Below are 17,601 nucleotides of genomic sequence, written 5' to 3'. Positions count from 1 at the left end.
TATTTATTTAACGCCATCTAAAATGCCTTGATAAGCTGCTTTTCTTTGATATTGAGCATCAAAAGGCAAAGGCCAATCTGGACGGTTATAATTTGAAGGAATCCAGCTATCGCCATCGGTAACATTCCAGGTGGTTATTCCAAACTGCTGGCTTTTTGGAATGGCGTTATAAGCTTTAACAATTGTTTTATATTTTTCGGCTTGCGAATCTCCTAAAACGGATGTAAAAGTCATGTTTTGTACATTATCAGGATTTAGAGCAATATCCAATTCAGAAATATGAATTTTTAATCCTGTAGCAGCAGCCGTATTGATAGCAGCAGCTAAATTTGCATCAGATTGAGTGATTCTGGTGTGCATTTGCAAGCCAATTCCATCAATCGGGATGCCTTTATTTTTTAAACCCGTTACCAGATTTAAAATTGCAGTTCTTTTAGTTGGTCCATACTCATGTCCATAATCATTATAGAAAAGTAATGCGTCTGGATCAGCTTCATGTGCATATTGAAAAGCTCTGCCAATATAATCTGCACCAAGTTTTTGCAACCAAATACTGTTTCTTAAAGTTCCATCATCATTTATGGCTTCGTTTACTACATCCCAAGAAACTACTTTGCCTTTGAAATGACCAACAACGGTTTGAATATGTGTTTTAAGTAGGTTTTCCCATTCGGCTGTAGTGCCCTGAAAATTATTAACCCAATCTGGCAGGGATTTATACCAGTTTAAATTATGCCCATGAACACGTTTTCCATTAGCTTTTGCAAAATCAACTAAATAATCTGCATCGCTCCACGTATAAGTATCTTTTGAGGGATGGAGAGACGCAAATTTCATTGCATTTTCTGCGGTAACACTATTAAATTCTTTAATTACTAAGTTGCGATAATTGGCATTTCCCTTTAACAAACTCACGTTAACAGCTGCTCCAATAGCAAAAGGCATATCTTTTTGCAAAGTGTTTTCAGCCACTGCTGTTTTAATAGCAACAGGCTCAATACTGGTAAATCCTCTTTTAGAGCATGCTGTTGAAATCAACAAAACAATAAACAAAAAAGCGTAAGAACTTTTAAGCCTAATGATGCTGTAGGCTGAAACAGCTAATGCCAAAAAAGCATTTATAATGTTTACTGTGATAATTGTTAAAGGGCTCATGTTACTTATATTTTAGCTGCATTTGGTTATAAAAATCTTTAAGTACAAAAAATGCTTTTTTCTTTTTCCCTGTTTCGCTGATTAAACCTTTACGGTTCCAAAAGTTTTGATAAACAGGATGTTGTCTCCTTGGCGATCTAAAATCTGTTAAAATCCATGGCGTCATTCCACGCAAAGCATCAATTTTTGTAAGCATGGTAATTTGATTTTTATAAAGCGATTCCTGATATTCCTCACTCCAACGAGTATTTTCATCAGCATGAAAACCGCCTAAAGCATCGCCACCAAACTCCGTAATTACGACCGGTTTATTGTACTTAATATTGAAATTATATTTTGAGATTTCTGAAGGTGTACCGCCCCAATACCATCCGGCATATTCGTTAAAGCTTACTAAATCAATTTTCTCTCCTAATGGATCATTTAAAACAATGGTATTTCCATCGCGGTGCACTTCTAAAGCCGCAGCCACCAAACGGGTATCATCTAAGGAACGTGCGGTTTCGGCTAAATTTGTCATAAAACTTAAACGTGGGCTACTTAATGGTGTTTCATTGCCGATAGACCATACGATAACACTAGCACGGTTTTTATCTCTCAAAATGAGATCAGTTAACTGTTGTTTTGCATTGGCATAGGTTGCAGGGTTTTCCCAGCTAATGGTCCAATAAACCGGTACTTCTGCCCAAACTAATAAGCCCATTTCATCGGCTAAACGCACCATTTCTTCGTTGTGTGGATAATGTGCAAGGCGCACATAGTTGCAATTCATATCCTTTGCCCATTGCAACATCATGCGCATATCGCCTTCTGAGCGTAAACGACCTGCAAGCAAAGGGTTTTCATCATGAATAGAAATCCCTCTTAAAAAAACAGATTTACCGTTTAAAAGAATGTCATTTCCTTGTACCTCAATTGTTCTGAAACCAATATTATCCTGAATATTTTCATTAGCAGATTTAATATTAACCGCATACAGTTTAGGATTTTCTGGCGACCAAAGGGTTAGGTTATTCCAGATAAATTCATCAGAAATTTTTCCTTCAGAATCTGTTTTATATTTTTTCTCCAGTTTTAATTCTGGTATGGATAACGTAATTTCTTGCCCGGCAAAAGCATCAGCAAGTTTAACCGAAAAACTTATAGCATTATTGCGTCCTTTCGATAATTGTAATTTGTAATCATTGATGTAGTGTTCAGGTAATTCTGCCAAAAATACATCACGGGTAATCCCTCCATAATTCCACCAATCGGTATTTACAGTGGGTATTTCATCTTGTTTACGGGTATTATCTGCCTTAACGACTAAAGAGTTTTCTCCTTTAATTAATTTTCCGGTTACCTCAAATTGAAATGGAGTAAAACCACCTTTATGAACCCCTAATTTTTTGCCATTTAAATAAATATGTGATTCATAATTTACCGCAGCAAAGTATATTATATATCTTTTACCATTTTCTGGTGTGGCATTAAATTTTCTACGCAACCAAACCGTTCCTTCGTAAAGTTCCAGTTTTTCTGATTGAGAATTCCAGTCTCCTGGTACATTCATTTGTGGCGATAGATCGAAATTATATTCTATAAGTTCTGATTTATCTTTTTGTACTTTATCGTCAAAAAAACCTCCGGTTCCGGTTTTAGATTGATCGAAAGGATCGTGCCTATAATCGTAATAACCGTTTTCGTAAGGGTCTATGATATAGTTCCACTTACCATTCAGACTTAAAATTTTTCGTGCCTGGATGTTTTGAATAGAGCTTACCTGTGCGTAACTAACTGACGAAAAAAGCGAGAGGCAAATTATAAATACTCTAAAGATCAATTTTGACATAACGTGTTTTTTTTTAGCTTTAAATAATTGAAGTTCTAAAACTAACAATTAATTTACGGTCGGTGTTTCCACCGACCGCCTAAATTCGAGCAAAATTTAGTTTGTAAAATTTAATAGCCTGCATTTTGACCTAAGGCCGGAGCTTTATTCAATTCATTTTGAGAAATTGGATATAAATAATTTTTAGGTGCAAAAGTCCTATTTTCAACTGTAAACGGTGTATAACTATAAGTTGTAGGTGTAAGCTGAACAATTCTCATTCCGGTAACAGGTTTATTAAATGTAGTTTCACCCTCTTTCCATCTACGTACATCATAAAAACGGTGCTCTTCGAAACACAACTCTACCCTACGTTCGTTATGAATACGTTTACGCAATTCTTCTTTAGTTGGAGCAACGTAAGCATTTGCAGTAGGGTTTGTGCTTTGTAACAAAGGCATTTTAACTCCTGTCCTATCCCTAATCATATTTAAAACTCTTAAAATTTCAGTAACCTGACCAGCACCTTGTGCTTCATTTAAAGCCTCGGCATAGTTCAATAACACTTCAGCATATCTAAAAAATATCCATGGACGGCGAACACTTGCCGCTGTACCAGCCCATGAAGCACTTTCGCTTAAATATTTACGCATATAGTAACCAGTTTTGGTTGCATTTACATTCAGGTTTAAACCATCTTTACCACCAACAAAAGTTTCAACAGGTTTAGTTTTAAATAATGAAGAGGTATACGCTGTTGCACCTGCAGCACCTGCGGCTGTAGAATGATCGATAGAATTTGAATTAAAGAAAACAGTAAAGCCTAACCTTGGGTCGCGGTTAAAATATGGGTTACTTGCCACAAATCCCGATCCCGCATCATTAATATTTTTACCTGTTGTTTTCATCTCGAAAGCATCAACTAATTCTTGCGTTGGGTTGGTACGACCGTTGGCGGCATCGTAACTTACAGGTGCATTATTTACCTCAATATCATTACGACTTGTAGCAACTGTTGCAAAAATGGTTTCATTGTTAAATGCGCCATTATTCCATAACCAAATGTTTGGGTAAGAAGTATAAATTCCATGTTTACCTGTGTCCATAAGTCGTTTTGCTGCATCTGCAGCAGCTTGCCATTTTGTTACATCGCCTGATGGATTATATTGCGGGCTGGCTGCATACAACAATAAACGGGCTTTTAATGCCATAGCTGCAGTTTGCGTAGCTCTACCTCTATTTGCCGTATTCCATTCTGTTGGAGATAAAGGCAATCTTGCAATAGCCTCATCACAATCAGAGGCAATTTGTTTTACACATTCATCAAAGCTATTTCTTGGTAAATCTAGCTTATCGGTTACACTTAAAGTGCGGGTAACCAAAACCATGCTTCCATAACGTTTTACCAGTTCAAATTCAAAAAATGCTCTTAAAAAGAACGCCTGACCGCGTAAACGTTCAATTTGTGCTTCGTAAGTTTGATTTGCGGCCACGTTTGCTGGAAGCAGTTCATCTAAAGGAATAATTGCACTTCCATTTGCTTTTTCCAAAAACATATTGGCTTTTCTAATGCCTACATACATATCAGAATAAACATCATCAAAAGTTTTTGATGGACTCCAGCTACCATTATTTAAAATGCTAATGGATGAGTTTTGGTTGGAGTTTACAGCTTCATCAGAGCCTGATGCCAGTAAAGCACCACCTCCATCTACGCTGTAACGATCTGAAAGTACGGAGTAAACATTATTTAAAAAATTGCGGGCATAATCAGGGTTGGCCCATAGTTGGGCTTCGGTAACATCATTACCTCCGCTAAATGATCCATCTTGAAGGAAACCATCTTTTTTACATGCTGCCAAAGCAATTGCTACGACAGTAAGAACCAGATAAAATATATTTTTTTTCATTTTCTTATCTTTTAAAATTTCAAGTTCATACCAAACGAATAGATTTTCATATATGGATATGATGCGCTTGATGTACCATTGATTGTAGAGCTATAACCCGATTCAGGTAATTCTGGATCAACAGGAAGTCCTTTTAGTTTATCGAACGTTAATAAGTTTAAGCCACCTGCATAAAATCTAAGCTGTGCTATTTTTAACTTTTTAGTAAACGATGAAGGTAAAGTATAACCAAGTTCAATATTTTTAAGTCGTAAATAATCACCAGAGCGAACCCAGAAATCTGAAGGTGCGGTATTATTTCCACGATCAGTTAATAGTAATCTTGGATATGGTGCTTCGGTGTTTGACGGTGTCCATCTATCCACACTAAACTGGTTTAAGTAGCCATTGTTAGCTGTACCTGCATTAACCAATTGTTGAATGTAAATTGAGCGACCGCTTGTACCTTGAAATAAGAAATTAAGATCGAAATTTTGATAAGCAACTGAAGCGCCAAAGCCAAAGAAAGCTTTAGGTACAAAGTTGAAATCAGTTCTAACACGGTCTAAATCATTAATTACACCATCACCATTCATATCTACATACTTAATATCGCCTGGCTTAACATCTTTAGATAAAAGTTGCTTTGGGGATGCATCAATTTGTGCCTGATTTTGGAAAATGCCATCAGATATTAACATCATGCTAATGTAACCCGGGTTAGTAGATGCTGTAGCAGACGGCGCAATGACACTTGAAATTGGGTGACCAAGTGTTTTTTGATATGCTGGCAAATTTGCCGCCTCATTTACTGCTAATATTTTACTTGTGGTATAGGTAAAGTTTCCAAAAATATTTAAATCAACTCCACCAATTTTCTTATTGTAGTTAATACCCGTTTCAAATCCTTTGTAAGAAGCCTCGCCTTCGTTTACATAAATTAAACTCTGACCAAGAATGCTTGGCAATAAAGACGGTGTGGTTAAATCTTTTCTGTCTTCATAGAAATAATCGGCACTGATGGAAAGCGATTGTTTAAATAATTTAGCATCAAAACCAACACTGGTTTTATATGCTTTTTCCCAGGTTAAAAATGGGTTAGCCAAAGCAAGTTGTCCTGTACCTCCCACACCAGCATACGCGGTACCGAAAGTATAGCCAGTTGTGCTTCTGCTATAGAAATCGTTATAAGCAAATCTACGTGCGTTTCCAATGGCATCATTACCTACAAGACCGTAAGAACCTCTGATTTTTAAGAAATCAAGAAACCCAGTTGAGCCTTTCATAAAATCTTCGTCTGATATGATCCATCCTGCAGATGCAGCAGGGAAAAAACCGTATCTAGAATCTGGAGCAAAGTTTTCTGATCCTGAATAAGAAGCCGTTAAATCAAGGAAATAACGTTGAATAAAATTGTATGATAAGCGGTTAGACCAACCTTCTCTACGAACATCTAAATTACCAAAAGAAGAATAATTTGCTCTGGAAACTCTTGTTGTAAATTTAATATCATGCTGTCCGAATGTTCTGTTATAATCAAAGCCTGCCCAAAATTCACTCTTTCTGATGTTACCAGAGAAAGCATTAGACTGGTAGTTGGCTTTTGTAGCTGTACCATAATTGGTATAGGTACCATCGGGTTTTAATTCTGATGTTGAATAAGTTTGTGCAAAGCCCGAACGGTATAGACCTGCAATATCATAAGCGTAATAAACTTCGCCTGATAATCCTTTTAAAATACCGTCCATTTTTTGTTTGGCGCTGATTGTTGCAATCATATTACGCATTAAATCTGTACTGGCACCACCTGAGGCTAACATTGCTTTAGGGTTGGCACTGGTAAAAATTGAAGTACCACCGTAAGATCCATCTGGGTTTATTACTGGAAAAGCATTTGCCGGAGTAGAGTAAACTGTGCTTAAAAAATTACCAGTACCTGCATTAGGGAAAGTTAAAGTGGTTATTCTTCCGCCAATATCCAAAGCTACATCCAGGTTTTTACTAACGTGTAAATCTAAATTTGTTCTTAAATTATAGCGGTTAAAATCAGTATTTGCATCGTAAGAATCATTTTTTCCACCTTTATAGAAACCGCCTTGCTGATAAGCACTTAACAAAGTATAATATTTGATAAAGGCGTTTCCACCTGTTACAGTTGCAACGTAACGCTGTGTTGGGGCAACGCTTTTGGTGAAATCTTTAACAAAATTATTGTTCGGATATTTTATTGGATCAGAACCTGTTTGATAAGCTTGTAGAGCCTCAGGACCATAAAAAGGTGGTAATCCAGTATTTACTGATGCTTCATTATATAAAGTTGCGTAAGAATAAGCATCCAAAGGTTTAGTAACCTGCAAAGGTGCTTGTAAACCTGCTTGTGCATCAAAAGTTACTTTGGTAGAAGTAGCACTTCCACGACGAGTTTTAACATAAATTACACCATTTGCGGCATACATACCATACCAGGCTAAAGTTGCTGCATCTTTAAGTACACTTACACTTTCAATCTCACCCAAATCCATAGCACTAAAACTACGCTCAATACCATCTACCAAAACTAATGGTTCTTGGTTGCTATTATAAGAAGAACGACCGCGAACTAAAAAGCTCGATGCATCATAACCCGGTTGTTGGGAGCCACTTGGATAAATGGCTAATCCTGGAAGCCTGCCAGTAAATACATTGGTTAATGATGAGGATGGAATTTGAGGTAAATTTTCTGCACGAATGGTGCTGATGGTTGCCGTAACCTCTCTTCTTTTTCTTACTCCAAAAGGAATGTATACGTCATCATCATCACCTGCATCAATTAAGGCTTTAGTTAATACAATGTCTCCCCTGCTTACTTCGGCCGCCGGCTTTAACACCATGCGATAACCTATATACTTAAATACCAATACATCACTGGTGCTGGTTTCAATAGTAAAAGTTCCATCTGCAGCAGTGGTAATCGTTTTATTGGTTTTATCTTCCTGAATGGAGATGGCTACACCAGGCATTGCTTTCTTATCCTGATCTACAACCTTTCCGGTAACCGTTATTTGCTCATCGGGTGTTTGCCCGTAAACGTTTAGCATGCCCGCCCATAAAAAAAGCAGACAAACTATATATTTTGATTTTAATAATTTCATATCAAATAAATCTTTAGCGTTATATTGATTAACTGACTATTCCCAACCTGGATTTTGCGTAAGTACCCCTTTGCTTTTATAAATCTCAGCTCTTGGAATAGGGTATAAATTCTGTGCTTCTCTCCAGCTTTTTTGAAAGGTAGAGGTTAATACAAAAGGCGTATACACAAAACTACCGTCTGATTTTTTAACTACATCCATACCTTTCATTGGTACGCCAATGGTAGTTGCTCCTATTTTCCAGCGCATAATATCATACCATCGGTGATCTTCGTAAGCAAGTTCAATAGCACGCTCATGTCTAATCACTTCACGCATTTCACTTTGCGTCATGTTTTCCTTTAATCCATAACCATATCTGCCAGCACCTTGAGTTATTCCTGCCCTACGGCGAATAGCAATTAATTGATCGTAAACGCTATCATCAGGTCCTACGGCCTCGTTTTGTGCTTCAGCATAGTTCAATAAAACTTCAGCATAGCGGAAATAGATATAATTTAATAAAGTGGTACTTCCGCCAACGGTTCTGTACACTTCTGGCCAGTATTTTTTGCAGTAATAGCGGGTAGCGGTATAGGTAATTGTCGTGTTATAATCTTTACCAAAAAGGGTTTTTCCATCAGTACCTGTGGTAGTCCACATTTCTATTTTACCACCTTGCCAAGGCAAATCATTATAAATTATGTTATTGTAAAAGCGGGGCTCGCGACCTTCGTAAGGTTTTTGTGGATTATAACCAGATGTAGGATCGGTAATAGGTTTTCCATTAGCCATTTCGTACATATCTACGTGGTTTTGCGTTGGGTTCATTTGCCCTTGTGCACCACCAGAACCTGGCGACATAGAAAAATCCTGCATCATCTCTCCTGCTAAAGGCGTGTTGCCCTTAATTTTAATCATAATGTATTCTGGCGAATTAGGAACGTTTAAAATATCTCCATAAGTAGCTTGCAAAGCATATCTACCATCCATTAATACTTTTGCAGCATCAGCAGCGGCTTGCCATTTGGTTTTATCGCCTGATGGATTATTTAAAGGACTAGCCGCATACAATAATACTCTTGCTCTTAGTGCTTGCGCAGCACCTTTTGTAGCACGGCCATAATCAGATGCAAGATAATCTGCATCATTACCTAGTTTGGCTTCAGCAATTGTTAAATCGTTTAAAATGTATTTGGTTACCTCATCAAAAGTATTGCGAGGCAAGTTTAATTCATCATTAACTTTATAAACCTTATCTACAATTGGCACACCGCCAAATCTTTTGGTTAGTTCGAAGTAAGACATGGCTCTTAAGTAGCGCATTTCTCCTTCTACCCTTGCAGGTTGAAAAATAGGAACTGTAGCAGGAGGTGCAGGTGGCACTTCGCCTATACGGGCAAGCATTTTTGTTTCAATAGCAATACCGGCATACATTCTTTTCCATATATCATAAATATCGTTTAAGGAAGTTGCATTAGAATGATCGTGATATAAACCCCGGTTTAATGTGGTTACCGATCCTTCTGAATTTCCTGAAACCGCCTCGTCTGATGCTTGCGCAGTACAGCCACGATGATCGTTAAATCTTACGTATTTAGTAATTTGATAATTGTAGGCATTATCAGCAAATCTAGCAGCTTGCGTAGGATCTGCAAAAATATCATCCTCACTTAAAGCAACACCAGGCGTTCTCTCCAGATAATCCTTTTTGCATGAAATTGAGAACAATGTTAATAATGCAATTGCTGTATATATTTTAAAGTGTTTCATTTTCTTAAAATTGAACGTTTAAACCAAAATTGTAAACCTTTGATGTTGGGTAAAGCGCTTGTAATGGGAAAGCAGTATTTACCGTATTCACATTTTCAGGATCTACATAAAACTTATACTTTGTCCAGGTATAAATATTCTGCCCTTGCAGGAAAAGCCTAATGTTACTTACCTTAAGTGCACTTAGCCATTGTTTTGGAAGGTTCCACGATAGCTCAATATTTCTAATTTTTAAGTAAGCAGAGTTTTGTAAGGTAAAATCATTCAATGCATAATTTAAAGATGCCGTTCCTCTGGCGTGTAATGCTGGCCATGTTGCGGTAGCAGCGTTTGCGGGTGTCCATGCATCCATCATAAACGGATACATTTGTTGACCGTTATTTTGCTCGTTCAAAATAACATTTGAGCTTACGTTTGCCACCCCTTGAAATAATACGGATAATGTAAAGCCTTTGTAAATAACACGTGGACTAAAACTATAAACATACTCGGGGGTGTTGGTATAACCGATTTTATCCTGATCGAGGTTGGTAATTACACCGTCGCCATCTAAATCTTTAAATTTTAAATCACCAGGAATTGGGTTATAACCAACCAACTTTGGTGAAGCAGCAATATCTGCCGCCGATTGAAAAAAGCCATCCGTTTTATAACCAAAAAACTGACCAACGCTTGTTCCTTTTCTCGCTAAAGAAAAAGGAAGTCCATCGGGCTCATCGTTTTCAAGAATTTTGTTTTTTGCGTAACTTATTTGGGCATTAATACCTAAAGTTACCGCACCAATTTGTCTTTGGTAATCGGCTTCAATTTCATAACCTTTATTATACACCACCCCTTTATTTAAGTTAGGATATACGTGACCAAAAAGGGCTGATCCACTTAAAGGTGTTGTTAAAATATCTCTACGCGTTTCGTCAAATAAATCAACCGTTAAACGAAGGTTATCTTTTAACATACGGGCTTCAAAACCGATATTTCTTTTAGTACCCTTTTCCCATGTTAAATTATCATTACCCAAAGCCGTATCACTAATGTATATGGTAGGATAAGTTGTTGGCGAATTTGGGTTGCCAAATAGCAAAGCAGGAAATACCGTTGTTGGTACCGGACCATAACTGGTCAAAAACAAAAAGCGATTATCAGAAACTTTGTCATTACCAACAAGTCCATAACTACCTCTTATTTTGAAATAAGTTAAAATATCATTCTTTTTCCAGAAAGATTCGTTGGTTAATGTCCATCCTGCAGATGCAGCCGGGAAAAAACCATAGCGTAGGCCTGAAGCAAAGTTTTCTGATCCATTGTACGAAGCATTAAATTCGGCAAAATAGCGCTCGCCATAATTATACGTTACACGACTTGCCAAACCTTGCGTTGCTCTTGGCGGCGCTGTAAAGGTTGTAGTTCCAGTTGATCTCACTAACTGTCGCGTACCTAATATTAAACCACCAATGTTGTGTTTACCGAAACTACGGTTATAATCAAACCCTGTTTGCAGGTTCATATTTGTACTACCTTCGGTTACACCGCCATCCTGTACAGCCCCTAAAGGTTCATCACGGTTACGGGTATCGGTTGATAGTGTGGCGGCACCAGTGGATGGATTATAAACATATGCTGCCCAGTTTGCATTTCTTCTTTCAATGTTATTGTAATAAGAATCATAACCAAAATTGGTTTTAAACGCTAAACCTTTAGTGATAAAGTCTAACTTGTAATTAAGGTTAAAAGTACTTTCAATGGTATTTACATTATCATTACGTGTTCCAAAACGAGTAAGTACAGCGTATGGATTCCAAATATTAGTACCAATATTTGGGTTTGCGGTAATTCTACCATCAGGTAGCGTAACCGGATAAGCGTAAGATGGTACTTGTAAAATACGAGAAATCATTCCTTCGATTGTATCATAAGAGAAGGCTGAAGATGATTTTAAACCTGCAGGTTGATAACGATCAGAAAAACGACCACCTAATTTAATGCCAACAGTAAAATCTTTATTAAAAGTTAAATCTACGTTAGAGCGAAAGTTGTAACGGTTATAGTTTGGTACTGTATTAATGCCATATGGAGAATCAAATTTCTTGAAAATACCATCTTGAAAGGCATAACCTGCAGAAACAAAATACTTGGCAATTTTAGTTCCACCATTAATATTAATGTTATGTTGAGTTTGAGAATAGAATTTTTTTGTTAAAAAATCAAACCACTGTACGTTTGGATAACCAATTGGATCAGATCCATCTTTAAATTTCTGCAATTCAGTATCAGAGAAAAAAGGCGCCTTTCCATCGTTAACATAAGATTGGTTTAGCAACGATGCATTTTCGAACGCTGGAAGCCCAATGGCTAAACCTGTATAAGTTTGTAAAGCGTAATTACCAGTATAAGTAACTTTCGGCTTGCCAATTTTACCTTGTTTAGTGGTAATTACAATAATACCATTTGCACCTCTAATACCATAAATAGCAGTTGATGCTGCATCTTTTAATACCGTTACGGTTTCAATTTCACTGGCATCCACATCAGAAAAACTAGGACGCTCAATTCCATCAACCACAACAATAGCAGAATTATTAACACCGTAAGTGGCTACCCCTCTTACTTTTAGTGCGGCACCATCGGCACCAGGCTGACCGCTAGTTTGGACCGCCAATAAACCAGGTAACCTTCCAATTAAACTATTGGTGGGATTTGGAGTTGGCGATTTCATAATTTCTTCCGCACTGATTTGCGCAACAGCACCGGTTAAGGTAGATTTCTTTTGCACACCATAACCTACTACCACAACCTCATCCAAGCCTTGCGAGTCGTCTTCTAAAACAACTGTAATACTGGTTTTATTATTAACCTGAATTTCTTTTGTTGTATACCCTATATAAGTAAAAACTAAAGTTGAAGTTTCTGCTGCCTTAACTGAAAAACGACCGTTCTCATCCGTAACGGCACCAGTTTGTGTACCCTTAACTCTTATGCTTACCCCCGGCAGGGTTACGCCTTTATTATCTTTTACAGTACCAGTTATCGTACTCTGTGCAAATGCAGAGGCACAGCTGAAAAGAAACAGGAAAGTTAAGGAGTAAAAGATTTTTGTCTTCTGAGAAAGCTCAAATTTGAAAGACGGAAAAATCTTTTTCAAAATGTAAAGTTTATCCATAATTGTTTAAATATTAAATCTATTTGGTTAAAAATTTAACGCACTATTAACCTTATAATACTGATAATCAGCATATAAATTAAATTACATAAGCTATTAAACAACATAAACCGTAGTTTATATAGTTAGTAGTTTTATAAGGAATTAGGAGTTTTTGAAATCTGTTTCTGTAAAAAAGGTACTTGCTCGGTTAATTTGTACAGCATCAGCGGAATATGGGATTTCATAAATTGAGGTAACAAGTAGTTGTTTGGTCATAATTTATCTGGTTAGTAAGGATAATGATAAACGAATTTAGAAAAGCTAAAACGATATAATATTTCTAAAAACCACAAAAAGGGCTAAAATCCATTGCTGTGGTATTTCAAACGTTTGAAATAATTTTCCATTTTTTTTTCTTATCTATGCATAGAGATTGATAAAGATGATGAATAACACTCCTGTTACACTAAAGTTCTTAGCTGAACGGCTAAAGATGTCAGTATCAACAGTATCCAAGGCCCTAAATAATTATCCAACCATTAACGAATACACCAAGAAGCGTGTTCAGGAAATGGCTAGGGATTTAAATTTTACGCCAAACAAATCAGCCATAAATTTAAAGGAGCGCAAATCCCGTATTATCGGTATCATTTTACCCAATTTATTAGATCATTTCTTTACAAGGAGCATTTATGGTGTAGAGCAATTTGCCATGAAACATGGCTATAATGTAATCATCAGCCAATCTCACGATGATTTGCAAAAAGAAATTCAACTGGCAGATATGCTGATGAAAAGTCGCGTGGATGGCTTAATTATCGCTATTTCTAAAAATACACAAGATTTTAAACATTTAGATCAGTTTGAAAACATGGGCGTACCAGTGGTTTATTATACCCGTAACCCTAGCTTTAACTTAAATTGCCATAAAGTTTTGGGCAACACTTTTCAGGGTTGTTACCAAGCAACTAAGTTTCTAATAGATAGAGGGCATAAAAAAATCGCATACCTTGGCGGGCCAAAAATGATCAATTTTACACATGATCGTTTTAATGGATATATTAATGCCCTAAAGGATAATAATGTGTCATTTGAAGCCGATTTGGTTGCTTATACAGATTTTGATCAGGAAAATACCATTTCGGCAATACAAAACTTGTTCACCAATCCTAATGTTATTCCAACTGCTTTGGTGGCTTTTAAAGAACCTATTTTATTTGATGCCATAAAATATCTTCGCTCTATTAATCATCCAAAATTTAATGAAATTGAATGTATTGGCTTTGGCAATACGCCTTTTATTAGTTATTTAGACTCTCCTCCGGTTGCATCTATTGAAGAAAATCCAGAATCTGTTGGAGAAAATGCAATAAAGCTTTTGCTGCAATTAATTAATCGCGAAATCCAGATTCAGGATTACCAAAAAGTAATGGTTGATTGTAAACTTGTGGTTCATTAACTGGCAAAACGGATTCTATTTCTTTTTATAGAATGACGATTTTTCTCATTATACATATAAGCTACAACAATTAATATACCTGCAATACCCTCAAATGCCACTACTGTTTGTGTACCAAATTGATGAGCAAAATAGCCCATTAACAAGCTACCAATTGGCAAAACGCCTTGATAAGCCATAATATAATAGCTTAAGGTTCTGCCCCTCATAGCATCATCAGCATGGGTTTGTAAATACGTATTAATGGATGACGTTTGTGCCATTAAACCTAAAGCTGCTAAACCAGTACAAATAAGTGCTAAAATTAATGAAGGTGAAATAGCCAGCGCAATTACCGCAACAGCTAATAACAAGGCCGAGTAAATGATAATTTTGTGCATATTGTTTCCCTTTTTAAGTGTAGCCATATAAATAGCTCCAAAAAATGCGCCTAAACCTGCGGCACTTTCAAACCAACCAAAAGTTGTAGCGGTACCATTAAAAATATCTTTTGCAAATACTGGTAATAAAGTTGTGAAAGGAATAACAAGTAAACTTGATGCTGCCATCAGAATAATCATCGAAGCTAAATCAGGAGAAGATTTGAGGTATTCGTAACCTTTTCTTAAATCAAACCATATATTTTCAGTCGATTTTTGTACGGTTTGCAAGTTCAATTTCATCATTAATAAACAAACAAGTACAGCAATAAAACTCACAAAGTTGATTAAGAAACACATATCTTCTCCTAATGTGCTTAGTATTACACCAGCCAAAGCTGGGCCAACTAATCTTGCGGCATTAAAAACGGAAGAGTTTAAAGCAATAGCATTTGGTAAATCTTCTTTATCTTCTACAAGGTTTACCATTAAAGATTGTCTTGCCGTTACATCAAATGCGTTAACCAAACCTTGCACCAATGATAAACCAGCAATCCAGAACATATCGTAATATTTAAACCAAATCATAAGTGCTAGCGCTCCAGCTTGCAACATTAAAATAACTTGCGTAATAATTAAGATTTTAAACTTATTGTGCCTATCTACATAGCTCCCAGCATAAGGAGCCAATACCAATGATGGGATTAAACTTAAAAAAGTGATTAAACCCAACAAAAACGCCGACCCTGTTAAACGGTAAACCAACCAGCTAATTGCTACACGTTGCATCCATGTACCAACAAGTGAAATAGATTGACCAGTAAAAAATAACCTATAATTATAATGCCTTAGTGAACGAAAAACTGTCATATTTAAAATAGTAAAGTAACTTTACAAAAATAGAATTTTTAAAGCACTCTACAAAACCAAAAAAGCAAGGTTTTATCATATTTAAATCACAAAACAACACGTGGAGTTTACCTTTCTTTAATTAACAAAATCCAAAACACCTCAAAACCTTAGTATTTTTTAATAAAAAGCACTTAAACCCTAAATTTAACCTGCACTTATTTTCTTAACGATAAAATTAAAGCACTCACCATAAATAAACACAAGCTGGTTATTAAGAAAAATAGCTATATCTTTGTAAAGTTTATTTACCAATAATATGCCGTCAAAAACACAGGAAATTGCTGCAAAATTAAGAAGTACCGTAACCCGGTTAACACGTCAATTGCGCAAGCAAAACGTAAGTTCGGAGTTTAGTAACGCAGAATTACTAACCATGTCGCTATTGGAGCAGCACGGAAAATTACTATCTACTGAATTGGCAGAAATGGAAAGAGTTAGTAAACAAGCTATATCACAAATTATAAACCGCCTTTTTGATGCCAATTGCGTGGAGCGTTTCCCCAGTGAAGACGACAAAAGAAAAACATATATTGGTTTAACTAAATATGGTGAAAAACACATAAGTGCTACTCGAAAAATTAAAGAGGAATGGCTTGCAAAAACTATGGAAGAAATTTTTTCTGCAGAAGAAATTAATTTAATCCAGGCGTTCCTGCCCCTACTTTCCCGATTGGTTGAGTACAACGGAATTAGGGTTTAATTTTTACTTACCAATTAAACTGAGCCTTTGCCAGCTCCATAAATTAGCCTTATCTTGCAAATCAAATGGCACTTTATTTTACATCAATTAATTCGGGAAGTAACGGCAACTGTTACTATGTGGGCAACGATCAGGAAGCAATTTTGGTTGATGTTGGCTTATCCTGCAAGGAAGTAGAAAAACGAATGGATAGACTTGGGCTAGCCATCAACAAAATTAAAGCAATTTTTATATCACATGAGCACAGCGATCATATTAAAGGATTAGCTGTTTTTTCAAAAAAATATAATCTTCCCGTTTATATTAGCGAAGCTACGTTAAAAAGCAGCCGCTTACCGTTAAATGAAAACAATGTGTTTTCACTAACACATTTACAATCTATAAATATTGGGAAATTAAAAATCTCTGCTTTTTCAAAGTTTCACGATGCCGCAGATCCATATAGCTTTACAATAGAATGCAATAATTTTAGAGTTGGGGTATTTACCGATATTGGCTCTGTTTGCGATCGCTTAATCCACCACTTTAAAAGTTGCCATGCCGCTTTTTTGGAAGCTAATTACGATAAAGAAATGCTCGAAAACGGACGTTATCCTTATTATTTAAAAAGACGAATTACCAGCGGAAGAGGGCATTTAAGCAATACCGAGGCTTTAAATTTATTTTTAAACCACAAGGCTGATTACATGAGCCACCTACTCTTAAGCCATTTATCAAAAGATAATAATGACCCACAATTGGTTGAACAATTATTTAAGGCTGCAGCTGGCGAAATGATTGTTAAGGTTGCTTCTAGATATGAAGAAAGTGAAGTTTACTTTGTGGGCGATTCAAACTTGGTAGAAAAATATCATTTCGATCCTTCAATATACCAACCAGAGCAACTGAATTTATTTTAAGGCTTGCATTTCTTCAACGGATGTTGCTACAATATTAATGCATCACTTCAATAGCTAAATAAATAGCTCTAAAAATAATTTTTAAAAAAAATAAAACATTTTTTATTGGTGCGGGTTTTATATAAACTTCATAAATAGTTTGTTTGGTTTATTTGGGGCTTATGGATTTAGGCCCCTTTCTTTTTTTCTAAAATTTTTAACTTCAAACATTAAACAACAAAAAAAATGTTACAAGAAAAGCTTTCTCAAGCTTAAAAACCGACTATTACAAAGTAATTTCACTTATTAGAAAAAAAATCTAAAAAAGCATGCAACTATTTCCTTAGTTTTTCGTCATATGAAATATGAAAGCATTATGTGCTTTAACTAAACTCATCAAAAAAATTATTTGCCCTT

General features: G+C 36.1%; 10 protein-coding genes. 3 read left to right on the top strand and 7 right to left on the bottom strand.

All coding sequences use genetic code 11. From position 1 onward, the window contains the following. Window positions 1-3: 3 nt before the first annotated feature. The 6 genes from EHC72_RS05855 to EHC72_RS05830 all read right to left on the bottom strand — a co-directional run bounded on the left by EHC72_RS05855 (window position 4) and on the right by EHC72_RS05830 (window position 12,876). A complete protein-coding gene (locus EHC72_RS05855) occupies window positions 4-1,155 on the bottom strand; it encodes an endo-1,4-beta-xylanase (RefSeq protein ID WP_131536734.1) in 1,152 nt (383 codons plus the stop codon). 1 nt (window position 1,156) lies between these two features. Then, window positions 1,157-2,986, bottom strand: a complete 1,830-nt coding sequence (locus EHC72_RS05850) for a glycoside hydrolase family 2 protein (protein ID WP_131536733.1) — start codon at window positions 2,984-2,986, stop codon at window positions 1,157-1,159. Window positions 2,987-3,096: 110 nt separating this feature from the next. Then, window positions 3,097-4,875: a RagB/SusD family nutrient uptake outer membrane protein gene (locus EHC72_RS05845; RefSeq protein WP_131536732.1), complete on the bottom strand. Its 1,779-nt coding sequence runs from the start codon at window positions 4,873-4,875 to the stop codon at window positions 3,097-3,099. Between the two features lie 11 nt (window positions 4,876-4,886). Continuing rightward, window positions 4,887-7,985, bottom strand: a complete 3,099-nt coding sequence (locus EHC72_RS05840) for a SusC/RagA family TonB-linked outer membrane protein (RefSeq protein ID WP_131536731.1) — start codon at window positions 7,983-7,985, stop codon at window positions 4,887-4,889. A 36-nt stretch (window positions 7,986-8,021) separates the two neighbouring features. Further along, window positions 8,022-9,737, bottom strand: a complete 1,716-nt coding sequence (locus EHC72_RS05835; protein WP_131536730.1) for a RagB/SusD family nutrient uptake outer membrane protein — start codon at window positions 9,735-9,737, stop codon at window positions 8,022-8,024. A 4-nt stretch (window positions 9,738-9,741) separates the two neighbouring features. Next, the gene (locus EHC72_RS05830) at window positions 9,742-12,876 is read right to left on the bottom strand and encodes a SusC/RagA family TonB-linked outer membrane protein (RefSeq protein WP_211660282.1); all 3,135 of its coding nucleotides are present in this window, start codon (window positions 12,874-12,876) and stop codon (window positions 9,742-9,744) included. Between the two features lie 442 nt (window positions 12,877-13,318). Between EHC72_RS05830 and EHC72_RS05825 the strand changes: the two genes are divergently transcribed. Then, window positions 13,319-14,335 carry a LacI family DNA-binding transcriptional regulator gene (locus tag EHC72_RS05825; RefSeq protein WP_131536728.1) on the top strand — a complete coding sequence of 339 codons (1,017 nt, stop codon included), beginning with the start codon at window positions 13,319-13,321 and terminating at the stop codon, window positions 14,333-14,335. Here EHC72_RS05825 and EHC72_RS05820 read toward each other — a convergent pair. After that, window positions 14,332-15,564, bottom strand: a complete 1,233-nt coding sequence (locus tag EHC72_RS05820) for an MFS transporter (protein ID WP_131536727.1) — start codon at window positions 15,562-15,564, stop codon at window positions 14,332-14,334. The genes EHC72_RS05825 and EHC72_RS05820 overlap by 4 nt on opposite strands. Before the next feature lie 298 nt (window positions 15,565-15,862). Between EHC72_RS05820 and EHC72_RS05815 the strand changes: the two genes are divergently transcribed. Then, entirely contained in the window at window positions 15,863-16,306 is a 444-nt protein-coding gene (locus EHC72_RS05815) for a MarR family winged helix-turn-helix transcriptional regulator (protein WP_131536726.1), read from the top strand. Window positions 16,307-16,371: 65 nt separating this feature from the next. Beyond that, window positions 16,372-17,205: an MBL fold metallo-hydrolase gene (locus tag EHC72_RS05810; RefSeq protein WP_131536725.1), complete on the top strand. Its 834-nt coding sequence runs from the start codon at window positions 16,372-16,374 to the stop codon at window positions 17,203-17,205. Window positions 17,206-17,601: the final 396 nt, after the last annotated feature.

It is taken from the genome of Pedobacter nototheniae (assembly GCF_004335085.1).
Taxonomy (GTDB): domain Bacteria; phylum Bacteroidota; class Bacteroidia; order Sphingobacteriales; family Sphingobacteriaceae; genus Pedobacter; species Pedobacter nototheniae.
Note: the sequence above shows the minus strand (reverse complement) of the source record. Positions and strands in the feature narration are given on the sequence as shown.